Here is a 13636-nt window from a genome sequence, read left to right on the forward strand (position 1 = left end):
CCTGAAAGGACACCCTTTGTTCGATTTCGACATGCTCGGGCTGAAGCCCGTGCTTCTCTTGGCCCTCAAGAAACAGGGCTTCGACACCCCCACCCCGATCCAGAACCAGGCGATCCCCCTGGCCATGGATGCGCATGACATCCTTGGCCTGGCGCAGACCGGCACCGGCAAGACCATGGCCTTCGGCCTGCCGCTGGTGGACCACCTGCTGGATCAGCCCGGCAAACCCGCCCCCAAGACCGCCAAGGCGCTGATCCTTGCGCCCACGCGCGAGTTGGTGAACCAGATCGCCGACAGCCTGCGCCTGTTGACGCATGATACGCCGCTGAAGGTCACGACCGTGGTCGGCGGACAGTCCATCGGCCGGCAGATCAGCGTGTTGTCGCGCGGCACCGATATCCTGGTGGCCACCCCCGGCCGCCTGATCGACCTGATGGATCGCGGGGCGGTTTCCCTGCACACCGTGCGCCATCTCGTGCTGGACGAGGCCGACCAGATGCTGGACCTCGGCTTCATCCACGCGCTGCGCAAGATCGCGCCGCAACTGGGCACGCCGCGCCAGACCATGCTGTTCTCGGCCACGATGCCGAAACAGATGGAAGAGCTGTCGCGCGCCTATCTCGACAATCCGCGACGGGTGCAGGTCGCCCCGCCGGGCAAGGCCGCCGACAAGATTACGCAGTCGATCCATTTCGTGGAAAAGCCTGGCAAACCGGGCAAGCTGCGCGAAATCCTGTCGCGGGACGAGGATGCCCTGACGCTGGTCTTCGCCCGCACCAAGCATGGCGCGGAAAAGCTGATGAAGGGCTTGGTGGCCGATGGCTACAACGCCGCCTCGATCCACGGCAACAAAAGCCAGGGGCAGCGCGACCGCGCCATCAAGGCGTTCCGCGCTGGTGAGATCACGACGCTGGTGGCCACCGACGTCGCAGCGCGCGGCATCGACATTCCTGGTGTCGCCTATGTCGTGAACTATGACCTGCCCGAGGTGCCGGACAATTACGTGCATCGCATCGGCCGTACCGCCCGCGCGGGCCGCGAGGGCGAGGCCATCGCCTTTTGTGCGGCCGAAGAGGTCGATCTGCTGAACCAGATCGAAAAGCTGATGAAGATCCAGATCCCCGTGGCCAGCGGCGATCGTCCCGAGCCGGTCAAGGCAGACAAGCCGCGTCGTCGCGGTGGTGGCGGCGGCGACGGTCGCAATCGCAAAGGTCTGGGCAAAGGCAGCGGGCAGCGGTTCGACAAGCCCGCGCAGGGCACCGGCAACCCCGTCGGCAGCGGCGTCGCCGCGCGGCCTGAGCAGACCCAAAGGGGCGCCCATCGGCGCCCCTTTCTTCATCCGGTGCTGTCACGCGCCCAAAGATAGACGCTGAGCCCGATCAGGATGACGAGCGCGAACAGCGCGAAGAGTTGGCCATAGGCGGCCTCTGCCCCGTTCTGCGCGGCAAGGCCCGCATAGACAGGCCCCGAGGCGAATTGCATGACCCCGGCGCCCCCCATCCCGAACAGGTTCAGCAAGGTCACGCCGCGCCCCGTCAGATGCGGGGGGCAAAAGCTGCGCCCGTGACTGATGACGATGGGGTACGAGGCCCCCAGCATGCCGATCACGGCAAAGATCGCGACAGCGCCCCACAGCCCCGATGGCGGTACGAGCCATAGCCAAAGGCACAACAGCGCCACGCAGAGATTGCCGATCAGAATCGGCCATTTCCGACTGTGAAAGATCCGGTCGGCCGGCCCGTACAGAAAATTGCCCAGGACCATCGCCAGCCCCATGACCAGCGTGGCCGTGCCGATCTGGCTCAACGCGGCGTCGTGGATATCGGCCACGTAGGGGCTGATCCAAAGGCCACGAATGCCGGCCGCGGGCGCGTAGCAGACGAACATCATCACGAGGATCGGCCACAGGGCGGGCATGCGCAGCAGGTCAAGCAACGATCCCTTGGCCTCGCCCTCGGGCTTGGCGGGGTCACGCACCAGCACGGCGATGGCCAGCGCGATCAGCAGGGTGAAGACGGCAAAGCCCCCGACCGTCTGTCGCCAGCCAAAACTCTCGATGGCCCAGGCCAGCGGCGCGGTGGACAGGATGTTGCCCAGCGAACTGACACCGACAGTGATCCCCGCAAGCGTGCCGAAAATGGCGGCCGAGTACTGGCGGGCAAAGATGTAATAGGTCGACATCAGGATCGGCGCGCAGCCGACCCCGATCAGGATCATGGCAAGCGTGATGGCCCCTGGCCCCTGTGCCAGGGCGAAAAGCACGGCGCCGCCGCCCCCGCCAAGGGCAAACAGGATCGAGGCTGTACGCCGTGGCCCGATATGATCCAGCGCCCACCCGACCGGGAGTTGCATCAAAGCAAAGGCCGCGAACCACAGGCCCGAGGCCCGCGCCAGATCCCCCGTTGTCGTGCCGATATCCTGCGCAAGGACAGGCGCCAACACCGCAAGAAAGGCGCGGTAGAACTGGCTGAGCATGTAGGCGACGATCAAGAACGCGATCCCGGCGCGCATGTCAGGCCCTCCCCTCCCCCATGGCATTCTGGTTTTGCCCGCACAGGGACCGCGCGGCAACGCGAAAGAAATCGCGACCATAGGAAAATCTAAATTCCGATAATTTTTATCGGTCTTTCTTGACGCTGGCATGATTCTGCGTTTTGAAGTTGCTACATCCGACAAAAACAGTCGGAATCATGAACAGGACATGCGAGGAAAGATCATGACCCGAACGATTGCCGCCCTGCTTGGGACGACCATCGCCGCCTCTACCCTGACCGCCGCCCAGGCGCAGGAACTCAACCTCTACTCGTCGCGCCACTATGACACCGACGAACGCCTGTATTCCGATTTCGAGGAAATGTCCGGCATCACGATCAACCGCATCGAAGGCAATGCCGATGAGCTGATCGCGCGCATGCAGGCCGAGGGCGCCAACTCGCTGGCCGACGTGTTCCTGACGGTCGACACCTCGCGCCTGCAACGCGCGGCTGACATGGGGCTGCTGCAAGCGGTCGAGTCGGACGTGCTGGCCGAACGTATCCCCGCGAACCTGCGCGACGATGACAACCTGTGGTTCGGCTTCAGCCAGCGTGCGCGGATCATCTTCTACGACACCGCCGATGTCGAAAACCCGCCGCAGACCTACATGGACCTCGCCGACGATGCCTATGAAGGGATGGTGTGTCACCGCTCATCCACCAACGTCTATTCGCAAACGCTGCTGGCGGCGATGATCGAGAACCACGGCGAAGAGGCCGCCCGTGAATGGGCCGCCGGCGTGGCCGAGAACTTTGCCCGCGCACCGCAGGGGGGCGATACCGACCAGCTGCGCGGTCTTGTGTCGGGCGAATGCGACATCTCGATTTCGAACACCTACTACTTCGCCCGCGCGATCCGCACCGAGGTCGACGGCCTGTCGGAAGAGCAGCGCGCGAATATCGGCTGGGTCTTCCCCGATCAGGGCGGCAACGGCGCGCATGTGAACCTGTCGGGCGGCGGCGTTGCAGCGAATGCGCCCAACCGCGAGGCGGCGGTGGCCTTCCTTGAATACCTCGCCAGCGATCAGGCTCAGGACTATTTCAGCGCGGGCAATGACGAATACCCGGTCGTGGCCGGTGTCCCGGTCGCCGAAAGCGTGCAGGCCCTCGGCGAATGGGAAGCCGACGATGTCGATCTTGCCGCCGTCGCCGAAAACGTCGCTCTGGCGCAGCAGATCTTCAACGAGGTTGGCTGGGAGTGATCTCTTCCCCGTTTCCGGCCGATTGCGGGCGCCCCTTGTGGGCGCCCGTTTTCATCTCCGCGGGCTATTCCGCGGCCGAGACATTTTGCGCCGGTTCTGGGATGAAGCGGCGCCCGGTGCGTGTCTCGCGCCCCAACCCCCAGCACAGCACCGCCACCGGCAGCAGGCCGACGGCCGCGATCACAAGGCTGGGCACGGCGGCCTGTGCAAGGCGCTCGTCCGCGGCCAGCCGATGTGCCTGCACCGCAAGCGTGTCGAAATTGAACGGACGCATGATCAGCGTGGCGGGCAATTCCTTCATCACGTCCACGAACACGATCAACAGCGCCGTCAGGATCGAGGGGCGCAGGATCGGCAGGTGCACGCCGCGCAACATGGACCTTGGCGTGCGGCCCAGCGTGCGCGCGACCGCGTCGATATTGGGATTTATGGTGGACAGCCCCGCATCATAGGCCGACAGGGCGGCGGCCATGAACCGAACCATGTAGGCCGCCACAAGCAGCCAGATCGAGCCCGTGATCAACAGGCCGGTGTCGATGCCGAACCGGGCCTCCATGAACGCGTCGAGGGCATTGTCGAAGGCCGCAAACGGCACCAGCAACCCCACCGCGATGACCCCACCGGGAACGGCATAGCCCAATCCGGCAACGCGCATGGCCAGCGCCGATGCGCGCGACGGGCGCAGCCGGGCGTTGAAGCCCAGCACGATGGCCGCAGCGACGGTGACGACGGCCGCGATCGAGGCCAGCACCAGCGAGTTGCGCAGGAACCCGAGGTATCGCTCGGTAAACAGCAACTGTCCCGAATCCCACGCCATGCTCACCAGCAGGATGACCGGCAACACGAACCCGAGAGCCACGGGGAACAGGCAAAAGGCAAGGGCCCCGGCCGCGCGGATGCCGCCCAACTGCACAGGTTGCATCGTCTCGAACCTGCGGCCCGCGCCATGGTGGCGTTGATGGCGTCTTTGCGCCCGCTCGAACGTTGCCAGCGTCAGGGCGACGACCAGCAGGCACAGCGCCAATTGCGCGGCGGCCCCACGATCGAAGAACGAGAACCAGCTTTGATAGATGCCGGTGGCAAAGGTCTGGACCCCGAAATAGGAAACGGTGCCGTAATCGGCCAGCGTCTCCATCAGGGCCAACAGGACACCGCCCGCGATGGACGGGCGCGCAATGGGCAGTGAGACCCGGAAGAACGCCTGCCATGCCCCCTGTCCCAGTGTGCGGGCCGCGATATAGGCCGTGGCGGATTGCTGCAGAAACGCGGCCCGCGCCAGCAGGTAGACATACGGATAAAGGACAAGCGTCAGCATGGCCGCCGCCCCACCAAGTGACCGGATCTCGGGGAACCAGTAATCGCGCGGGCCCCAGCCGGTCAGATCCCGCAGCGTCGTTTGCACGATGCCGGGATGATCGAGGAAATCGGTATAGGCGTAGGCAAGGACATAGGCCGGAAAGGCCAATGGAAGGGCCAGGGCAACCTCGAGGATCCGACGACCCGGAAAGCGCGTCGCCGTCACCAGCCATGCCGCCCCCGTGCCGATGATGCCCGTGCCCAGACCGACCAGCACGATCAACCACAGCGTCGCACCCGTGTAGCGCCACAACACCGTATCGGCGAGGCGCGAGACGGTTTCACCTCCGCCCGTGGCAGCCGCCAGCGCCACGGCCGCCATCGGCAACAGGCAAATGCCGGCCGCGATCCACGCCAGGGTGCCCAGCAAACCGGGCGACGAATACGCCTTTCGTTGAAACATCACGTCTTTCCTGCCGGTCCGGTAGGGACCTGTCGACCGTTTTTGTCGGGATATGGCCTGAAATGCAATGCGACCGGGCAGGCAGGTTTGCGCCCTGTCCCCGATCATGCGCCTGTCCGTCGGTGCATTTGCGTCATGGTCAGGGCCGGGGCCGTGCCTGGGCACGATCGGTGCGGGCGGGGAAACGCGCCGGTTGGTTTGCACGCTCGGGCGGGCATCCCCGCACCGAAGAGTCGACTGGCACCGTCAAGTAAGCTAGGCCGGTTGCGTGATCAGCGAAAGTGGGCCCAATCATGGACCAGACAATGGATCAAAGGGTTGGGCGGGTGCGCGCGACCTGGGCGCTTGCGGCAGGCGATGCCGATCGCACGGCACGTGTCTTCTACTCGAACCTGTTCCGTCTGGACCCGACGACCAAGCCGCTCTTCGTCGGCGATCTGGACTTGCAGGGGCGCAAGCTGACGCAAACACTCAGCTACATCGTCGACCACCTCGAAGACGCCGACAGCCTGATGCCCTCTGCCGTTGAACTGGCGCGGCGACACGTCGGCTACGGGGTCGTTGCCGATCAATATGCCTCGGTCGGGGCCGCCTTGATCCAGACCTTCAAGCAGCTTTTGGGCCCGGCCTTTACCGATGCCGACGAAAAGGCATGGCGCGACACCTATCAGGCCCTGTCCGATGCAATGGTTGCGGCGGCCTACCCGGCATGAGCTATCCTTTCGGATAGGGGCCTATTCCAAAGAGTGCGTGCGCAGCCGCTGTGGCGATGCGATATCGTATGGGACGACTAGGGAGGATCGTGTGCAGATCGTCGTGACACAGGCCGCAGATGCAACGGATCTGCTTGCACAGCTTGGCGATCGGCCCTTTGACTTTCTTTCGGTCCATGCCGATTGCAGGACCGACATCACCCCGCTTGGCACGCTGAGCCGGCCGGCCGTGATCCACGGGGCCACCTCCTGCCTTGGCGCCATGACCCAGGCCGGCCCGGCGCAGGGAATGGCCGCTTTCGCCATCTCGGACCCGGACGGTGCCTATGGAACGGCCCTTGCCGCCTTTGACGCGGGGCCGCGCGACGCGGCGCAAATGGCCACGCGCGAGGCCCTCGCGGCGGCGGACAGGGTCGGGGAACGCCCGGATCTTGTCTGGGTCTCGGCCACGCCCGGCACCGAAGAGGATGTTCTGGCCGGTATCGAAGATGTGGTCGGACCCGACATTCCCATCATCGGCGGCAGCGCCGCGGACAATTCGGTTGCCGGCGATTGGTTCGTGTTCGACAGCAGCCGAAAGATGACGGCCGGTGTGGTCGTATCGGTGCTTTTCCCCTCTCGCCCCGTGTCCTTCGCCTACCAGAACGGGTATTCGCCCACCGACAAGTCGGGCGTGGTCACGGCCACCAACGGACGCCGCGTCGCCCAGATCGACGGTCGTCCGGCGATGGAGGTCTATGCCGCATGGACGGACGGCGCCGTCGCGCCGGCCGATGCAGCCGAAGAGGCCCGTGCGATCCTGTCCGACAGCACCCTGTGGCCGCTCGGCCGCGAGATTGCCACAGTGGACGATGTCCCGTTCTACCTGTTGGCCCATCCGGCCGTGACGCATGCCGATGGCTCGATAGACCTGTTTGCACGCGTCGATCCCGGCGAGCGCGTAACGCTCATGACGGGCACGCAACAGGGCCTGACCGAGCGCGCCGGAAGGGTCGCGGCGCTGGCTCGTGCGGCGGGGGGGCTGGGTAACAGGCCGATCTCGGGCGCGCTGATGATCTATTGCGGCGGTTGCATGCTGTCGGTGCGCGAGCGTCTGGACGATGTGGTCTCGGGTGTGAATACGGCCCTCGATGGCGCGCCGTTCCTGGGGGCCTTCACCTTTGGGGAACAGGGCTCGCTCTTGCGGGCGGGAAATCGCCATGGAAATCTCATGATTTCCTGCATAGTGTTCGGCTGACACAACCCTCCGATAGACCGATGGCAGATGATGAGCGGTTGCGTGAGGCCCTGCTCGAACTGCAGATTCTGCGCGAGCGGGAAGCGCGCGTCCTGGAAGAGACACGCACCCTGCTGGAGTGCGTCGAAGCGTATTCGACGGCGCCCAGTGCAGGTGCCGCGCTTGCGTCGATCTTCGTGTCCCTGGCACAGAAGATCGGGGCAGACCTGTCCATGCTGGTGGTCCCGGACGAGGCCGGCAGCCTCAGGGTCGTTGCCTGCAGCGAGGCGGCCTATCTGGGCGAGACCTTGCGCGCCCCTGTCGATGTTTTTGCGCGCCCGCGCAATATCGCCGACCTCAACCTGTTGGGCGAATGGTCCGGTGCGATCGATCCTGAAACCTTTCCCGGCCTGATCGTCGCGCCGGTCAGCGACAGCCTGGCCTTGATGGCCTTGCGCAAGGCGCCGCACCCGTTTCGCAAGACCGACGTTCCCCTGGTTCAGCGTCTTTCCGGACTGGCCGCGCAAGCCCTCCAGAACCGCGAGGTGGCCGCGGAAAAGGACCTGCTCGCCGCCACGATTTCGGGGTCGTCCTCGGGCTTTGCCATTGCCGATGCGACCGATCCGAACCGTCCGCTTGTCTACGTGAACGCGGCGTTCGAAAGGATATCGGGTTACAGCGCGGCCGAATCCCTTGGCCGGAACTGCCGCTTTCTGAACGCCGAGCCCGAGGGCGCGCCGGAACGCGTTCGCCTAGGCCGCGCCGTGGCCGAGGCCACGGGGGGTACCTTTCTCCTGCGCAATCGCCGCAAATCGGGCGAGCTTTTCTGGAACGAGTTGACCCTTTTCCCGGTGCGCGATACGGCCGGCACCGTCCGCAACCTCGTGGCGACGCAGTCGGATGTCTCCGACCGGGTGGCGGCCGCGGCCGAGCGCGACCAGGCCAACGACCGCATGCGGCGGGCCCTGGCGGCGACCGAGGATGCCTTTCTGCTGCTCGACCGGGACCAGCGCGTCGTCTTCGCCAACGATGCGGTCGAGGGGCTGTTTCCGGCCGATGGGCTGCAATGGGCGCGCGGCACGCATTTTTCCCAGAACTGGGCCCGCTATCTCGAGGGGTGCCGCGACCTTCCGGGCCGGGTCACCGCGCTGCTGCGCAACCCCGACATCCCGGCCTTGTCCCATCTGCCATCGGGCCGCGAGGTCGACCTTCCCGACGGCCGCAACGTGCTGATGCGGGCGGGGGTGCTGGATGATGGCGGCCTCGTGGTGTCCGCCACAGATATCACGGCGATGAAGTCGGCCGAGCGCCTCTTGTCGCAGCGTCTGGCCGCCATCGAAGCGACATCGGACGGCATCGCGGTCACCGACGATGGGGGCCGCCTGATCTACCTGAATTCGTCCGCGTCATATCTGCTGGGGTTTGCCGAGGCGCGCAGCGGCCTTGGCCAGCGCTGGCGGGACCGCTACGCCCCCGGACCCGAGCGCACAAGGCCGGGTGCGCCCTTTGCCACGACCCTCAGCCGTGCCAGTGGCGAGACAGTGCAAACCCATGAAATCAGTGGCGCGCCTCTGGATGGCGGCGGATCGGTCATCGTGATCCGCGACATTACCGAGAACCTGGCCACGGCGGCGCGGGAAGAGGACCTCATGGCCGAGCTTCTGCGGATGCAGCGGCAAGAGGCGATCGCGCAACTGACTGCCGGGGTCGCCCATGACTTCAACAACCTGCTCTCGGCGATCAATGGCTCGGCCACCCTGATCGGCATGATCGACGACCTGCCTGCCGAGGTAAAACCGCATCTCGAGCGGATCGCCACCGCCGGTGCACAATCGGCGAAGCTGGTTGCGCGGCTGCTGGATATCGGGGCCGGCTCCGAGACGACCGGGACGTTCGCGCTTTCCTCGATCCTCGCCGATCTGCCAAGCCTCGTGGCGCCCAGCCTGCCGGGGCGAATCGCCTTCGCGATCGAAGACGGAACACCGCCGGTCGCCTTGCGTGGAACGGCCAGCAGCCTGAGCCAGATCCTGATCAATCTGATCCTGAACGCGCGCGATGCCATCGGGGCGGCGGATGGCCGGATCGCGCTCTCGGTGACGCGGTTCGCGGCGACGCAGGCAAAGGATCTTGCCGTCGGCTCCCTTGACCCGGGCCGCACTTATGCGCGGCTGGCCGTGCAGGATACGGGCGCGGGCATGGATGCCGAAACGGCGAGCGATATCTTCCGGCCCTACTTCACCACCAAGGGGCGGCAGGGTACGGGGTTGGGTCTGGCCACGGCGGCGATGCAGATCCGATCTGTCGGCGGTGCGCTCGGGGTTCAAACGGCACCGGGGGCGGGCACAAGATTGACGGTGTATTGGCCCATCGCCGAGCTGCGACCCCGGACCGAGGCGGCGACCTTGGCCGCGGATGACGATCTCACCGGTTTGACGATCCTCGTGGTGGACGATGACCCCAATGTGGGCGCCGTCCTGGCCTCGTTTCTCGAGGCGCGGGGCGCCGAGGTGGCCGGATGCGAGGATCCGCGCGATGCGCTGGCCGTAATAGAGGAAGACCCGGCCGCATGGTCCGCCCTGATCACCGATTACGACATGCCGGCCATGAGCGGCGGGGCCCTTGCGGCGGCGGCGATAGCGGCGGCGCCCGACCTGCCCGTTTTCGTGGTGACCGCCTTGTCCAAACGCCTGTCCGACCCAAGGCTCATGGACGGCAAGGCGGCGGGGATCTTTGCCAAACCCATCGATCTCGAGGCGTTGGCGCAGGCCCTGGCCGCACAGGCCGTGAAGCGGTAAGGCGACTGCAAGCCGCTCCCACCGGACGGCGACACCGACCGGACACCGGGCACCTTGCGCGCATCTTTTCGTTGAAATGGTCGGAGTGAGAGGATTCGAACCTCCGACCCCTGCCTCCCGAAGACAGTGCTCTACCAGGCTGAGCTACACTCCGACCGTGCCGCGCGGGATAGCGCTGTGCGTGTCCCTTTGCAAGAGGCTTCGCACGTCTAATCCTTGCGGTCGTCGTCGTCCTTGTTCCGGCGCAGGAAGGGCGAGATCCTGGGCGCGCCCGGCATACCGGGGCGCATGCGGGTGCGCAGCACCGGTGTGGTCGAGGACGCGCGGCGCCGATCCTCGCGCAGCACGATATAAAGGCCCGATGCGATGATGATCGCCACCCCGATGACGGTGGCGCCGTCCAGCCCCTCGTCGAACAGCAGAACGCCAAACAGCGTCGCCCACAGGATCTGGGAATACTGCATCGGGGCGACCATCACCGCCGGGGCAAGGCGATAGGCAAAGATCAGGCAACTGCTGCCGATAAGCGCGAAGGCCGCCATCACGGCAATCCCGGCCACATCCTGCCCCTGCATCGGCTCATAAACAAAGGGCAGCGCCGCCCCCATCAACAGGAAATTGGCGATCATCGGGTACAGGATCAGCACCACCGGGCGTTCGTCGCGTCCGATCTTGCGCACCACCACCGAGGCAAAGGCCCCGGTACAGGCCGCCAAAAGCCCGGCGGCATGGCCCAGGGTCAACTCGGTCTGGCCTGGTTGCAGGACCACGATGACACCGGCCAGCCCAACGACCACGGCTGCGCCGCGACGCAGGCCCACCCGTTCGCCCAGCAAGGGGATGGCCATGATCGTGATCAGCAGCGGCGAGGCAAACAGGATCGCATAGACCTGCGCCAGCGGCAGGACCGAAAAGGCGTAAAAGGCACAGGATCCGGTCACGACAGCGGCAAGGGTACGGGCCCCCGCCCATAAAGGGTGTTTGGGGATCAGGTTGGCCTCGGCCCGGTCCCTGAGCAACATGAGCGTGACCAGCGGAAACCCGAACAGTACGCTGAAGAACACGATCTGGAACGGGGAATAGGTACCCCCGAGGTATTTCACGACCACGTCATGGGTCGAGAACACCCCGAAGGCGACCAGCGCCAGCAAAACACCCTTGAGATTGCTATTGTCGGACATGGCCGCCCGAGCCTTGCGCAGACGGGAAGGGGCGTAAACCCCTCCCCGTCGAGGCGATCAGCTAGCTGCCAGTTTCGCGACGATCGCGTCGCCCATTTCTGCGGTGCTGACCGGGGTGGTGCCCTCTTCGCCCAAAAGGTCGGCGGTGCGCAAACCGTCGGCCAGCACGGCCTCGACCGCCTTTTCCAGCTTGTCGGCCTCGGCCCCGAGGTCGAAGGAATAGCGCAGCGCCATCGCGAAGCTGAGGATACAGGCGATCGGGTTGGCCTTGCCCTGACCGGCGATATCGGGGGCCGAGCCATGGACGGGTTCATACAACGCCTTGGGTCGGCCATTGGCCATCGGCGCGCCAAGGCTGGCCGAGGGCAGCATGCCCAAGCTGCCGGTCAGCATCGCGGCGAGGTCCGACAGAAGATCGCCGAACAGGTTGTCGGTGACGATCACATCGAACTGCTTGGGCCAACGGGTCAGCTGCATGGCGCCGGCATCGGCATACATGTGCGACAGCTCGACATCGGGGTATTCGGCGTCATGCACCTCCTGCACCACGTCGCGCCAAAGGATGCCCGATTCCATGACGTTGGCCTTTTCCATCGAGCAGACCTTGCCAGCACGCTTGTGCGCCAGTTCGAACGCCGAGCGCGCGACGCGGGCGATCTCGCTTTCCGTGTAGCGCTGCGTGTTGATGCCGACGCGCTCGTTGCCTTCCTTGTGGATGCCCCGCGGCTCGCCGAAATAGACGCCCGAGGTCAGCTCGCGCACGATCATGATGTCGAGGCCGGCGACCACGTCCTTTTTCAGGCTGCTGAAATCGGCCAGCGCATCGAAACACTGGGCCGGGCGCAGGTTGGCATAAAGGTCCATTTCCTTGCGCAGGCGAAGCAACCCGCGCTCGGGCTTTACGCTGAAATCCAGCGCATCGTATTTCGGGCCGCCGACAGCACCCAGCAGAACGGCGTCGACCTCTTGCGCCTTTGCCATCGTGTCGTCGTGCAGCGGTGTGCCATGCGCGTCATAGGCGGCGCCCCCCACCAGGTCCTCGCTGACCTCGAACGCGAGGCCCTGTGTACCGAACCAGTCGATGATCTTGCGCACCTCGGCCATCACTTCGGGGCCGATTCCATCGCCGGGCAGGATCAGAAGAGAGCGGGTGGTCATATCGGGGTACCCCTTGTTCAAATCGCGTTGAGGTCGCGTAGCTTGCCGCGCGGAAAGGGTCAAGAAAGGCGCCCGCTCGGCATGCGGTCTCAAAGGTCGAGGTCGAGGACCACCAGACGATGATCCGAGGCGGCCTCGACCACTGCGATCGTAAGCCCCTCTTGCCCCGCCACGGGCCAGAGCACCTCACCATGCAGGACGGTGATCTCTGCGGCGGGAAGGATATAATCGACCCGCAGATCGCCCGGGGTCGGCTCGGGCCAATCCACGGTCCGAAGGCCGCCGTCGGGGCGTTGCGGCCGCGGGTCCTGCAAGGCGGGGTGGTCCAGAAGGGCGCGTATGGCGTCGCGGCGCCCCTCGCCACGGTCGGGATCGACATTGAACGTGCCCGCCAGGGCGAAGCGCGATGCGGCAAAGGGCTGCCCGTCCGGTGACCAGCCATCCAGATACATGCGCCAGAACCGCAGTTCGGCGGCGTTGCGCAGGCCGTTGCGATCCTCGGGGCCGTCGAAAACAGGGGCCGATGCGTGGCTGGCCAGAAGGTGAAAGGGCCCGTCCGGCAGGATCAACTCGACATCCCAGGCCGCGACCGAATGCAGCCGCAGATCCGGCAGCGCCGCAGCCGGCGTGACCGTCGCGGCGATACTGCCCGGCAGCGCGGCCCATGGCAGTGCGCTGAAATCCCGAACCGTTCCGATCGGCAGCCGCGACAGGATCGCCATGCCCCCCTGGCCGGTGAAATACCCGTAGCCATGCGCGTCCCGCGGCCCGTCGCGACGCCCGTCGCCGTCAAGGTCATGGCCCGAGGGCCGGCCGGCATTGCCCGGAAATGTCACGCGGTAAGGATAGGCCATGCCCTCGGCGTCGAGCGCCTGGGCCAGCGCCTCGACGGTGGCGCCGCCGGCATCCGTGTCGAGCCCCTGCAACAGCAGTACATCGGCACCCGCGGCGCGAATGACCGCCAAAACCGCCAGAACCTGAGGGTCCTCCCCCGAGAGGATGTCGCGCAGCAACAGGCCGGGTCCGCGCCGCGTCAGGTCTGTGTGGAACTGCGCAAGGCGCAGCGTCTGTGCCGCTG

General features: G+C 65.8%; 10 protein-coding genes and 1 tRNA gene. 5 read left to right on the plus strand and 6 right to left on the minus strand.

The window, feature by feature from the left end; all coding sequences use genetic code 11:
* Window positions 1–16: 16 nt before the first annotated feature.
* Window positions 17–1366 carry a DEAD/DEAH box helicase gene (locus ROSELON_RS05725; RefSeq protein WP_025311471.1) on the plus strand — a complete coding sequence of 450 codons (1350 nt, stop codon included), beginning with the start codon at window positions 17–19 and terminating at the stop codon, window positions 1364–1366.
* Here ROSELON_RS05725 and ROSELON_RS05730 read toward each other — a convergent pair.
* Window positions 1336–2511 carry an MFS transporter gene (locus tag ROSELON_RS05730; protein WP_025311472.1) on the minus strand — a complete coding sequence of 392 codons (1176 nt, stop codon included), beginning with the start codon at window positions 2509–2511 and terminating at the stop codon, window positions 1336–1338. The two genes, ROSELON_RS05725 and ROSELON_RS05730, sit on opposite strands and share 31 nt — an antisense overlap.
* 205 nt (window positions 2512–2716) lie before the next feature.
* Between ROSELON_RS05730 and ROSELON_RS05735 the strand changes: the two genes are divergently transcribed.
* Entirely contained in the window at window positions 2717–3736 is a 1020-nt protein-coding gene (locus ROSELON_RS05735; protein WP_025311473.1) for a Fe(3+) ABC transporter substrate-binding protein, read from the plus strand.
* 64 nt (window positions 3737–3800) lie between these two features.
* On the opposite strand, the gene ROSELON_RS05740 is transcribed toward ROSELON_RS05735, so the two are convergent.
* Window positions 3801–5495, minus strand: a complete 1695-nt coding sequence (locus tag ROSELON_RS05740; RefSeq protein WP_038651030.1) for an ABC transporter permease — start codon at window positions 5493–5495, stop codon at window positions 3801–3803.
* Between the two features lie 305 nt (window positions 5496–5800).
* Between ROSELON_RS05740 and ROSELON_RS05745 the strand changes: the two genes are divergently transcribed.
* The 3 genes from ROSELON_RS05745 to ROSELON_RS05755 all read left to right on the plus strand — a co-directional run bounded on the left by ROSELON_RS05745 (window position 5801) and on the right by ROSELON_RS05755 (window position 10219).
* The gene (locus ROSELON_RS05745) at window positions 5801–6208 is read left to right on the plus strand and encodes a globin domain-containing protein (RefSeq protein ID WP_084613692.1); all 408 of its coding nucleotides are present in this window, start codon (window positions 5801–5803) and stop codon (window positions 6206–6208) included.
* Between the two features lie 91 nt (window positions 6209–6299).
* Window positions 6300–7445: an FIST signal transduction protein gene (locus ROSELON_RS05750; protein ID WP_025311476.1), complete on the plus strand. Its 1146-nt coding sequence runs from the start codon at window positions 6300–6302 to the stop codon at window positions 7443–7445.
* 20 nt (window positions 7446–7465) lie between these two features.
* Window positions 7466–10219 (plus strand): PAS domain-containing hybrid sensor histidine kinase/response regulator, encoded by a 2754-nt coding sequence (locus ROSELON_RS05755; protein WP_025311477.1) that lies wholly within the window; start codon window positions 7466–7468, stop codon window positions 10217–10219.
* Window positions 10220–10296: 77 nt separating this feature from the next.
* On the opposite strand, the gene ROSELON_RS05760 is transcribed toward ROSELON_RS05755, so the two are convergent.
* From ROSELON_RS05760 to ROSELON_RS05775, 4 genes are all read right to left on the minus strand, one after another.
* Window positions 10297–10373: transfer RNA gene (locus tag ROSELON_RS05760), tRNA-Pro, on the minus strand.
* Between the two features lie 55 nt (window positions 10374–10428).
* On the minus strand, window positions 10429–11400 hold the full coding sequence (locus tag ROSELON_RS05765) for a DMT family transporter (RefSeq protein ID WP_025311478.1): 972 nt from the start codon (window positions 11398–11400) through the stop codon (window positions 10429–10431).
* 57 nt (window positions 11401–11457) lie between these two features.
* Window positions 11458–12558 (minus strand): 3-isopropylmalate dehydrogenase, encoded by a 1101-nt coding sequence (gene leuB / locus ROSELON_RS05770; RefSeq protein WP_025311479.1) that lies wholly within the window; start codon window positions 12556–12558, stop codon window positions 11458–11460.
* Between the two features lie 89 nt (window positions 12559–12647).
* Window positions 12648–13571 carry an endonuclease/exonuclease/phosphatase family protein gene (locus ROSELON_RS05775; protein WP_025311480.1) on the minus strand — a complete coding sequence of 308 codons (924 nt, stop codon included), beginning with the start codon at window positions 13569–13571 and terminating at the stop codon, window positions 12648–12650.
* Window positions 13572–13636 lie beyond the last annotated feature (65 nt).

The sequence above is a fragment of the Roseibacterium elongatum DSM 19469 genome (assembly GCF_000590925.1).
Classification (GTDB): Bacteria; Pseudomonadota; Alphaproteobacteria; order Rhodobacterales; family Rhodobacteraceae; genus Roseibacterium; species Roseibacterium elongatum.

What these genes read in the sequence shown, in the direction of transcription:
- ROSELON_RS05740 (WP_038651030.1), bottom strand. Translation starts at nt 5,495, where the DNA reads ATGTTTCAACGAAAGGCGTATTCGTCGCCCGGTTTGCTGGGCACCCTG.
- ROSELON_RS05745 (WP_084613692.1), top strand. Translation starts at nt 5,801, where the DNA reads ATGGATCAAAGGGTTGGGCGGGTGCGCGCGACCTGGGCGCTTGCGGCA.
- ROSELON_RS05765 (WP_025311478.1), bottom strand. Translation starts at nt 11,400, where the DNA reads ATGTCCGACAATAGCAATCTCAAGGGTGTTTTGCTGGCGCTGGTCGCC.
- ROSELON_RS05755 (WP_025311477.1), top strand. Translation starts at nt 7,466, where the DNA reads ATGGCAGATGATGAGCGGTTGCGTGAGGCCCTGCTCGAACTGCAGATT.
- ROSELON_RS05730 (WP_025311472.1), bottom strand. Translation starts at nt 2,511, where the DNA reads ATGCGCGCCGGGATCGCGTTCTTGATCGTCGCCTACATGCTCAGCCAG.
- ROSELON_RS05735 (WP_025311473.1), top strand. Translation starts at nt 2,717, where the DNA reads ATGACCCGAACGATTGCCGCCCTGCTTGGGACGACCATCGCCGCCTCT.
- leuB (WP_025311479.1), bottom strand. Translation starts at nt 12,558, where the DNA reads ATGACCACCCGCTCTCTTCTGATCCTGCCCGGCGATGGAATCGGCCCC.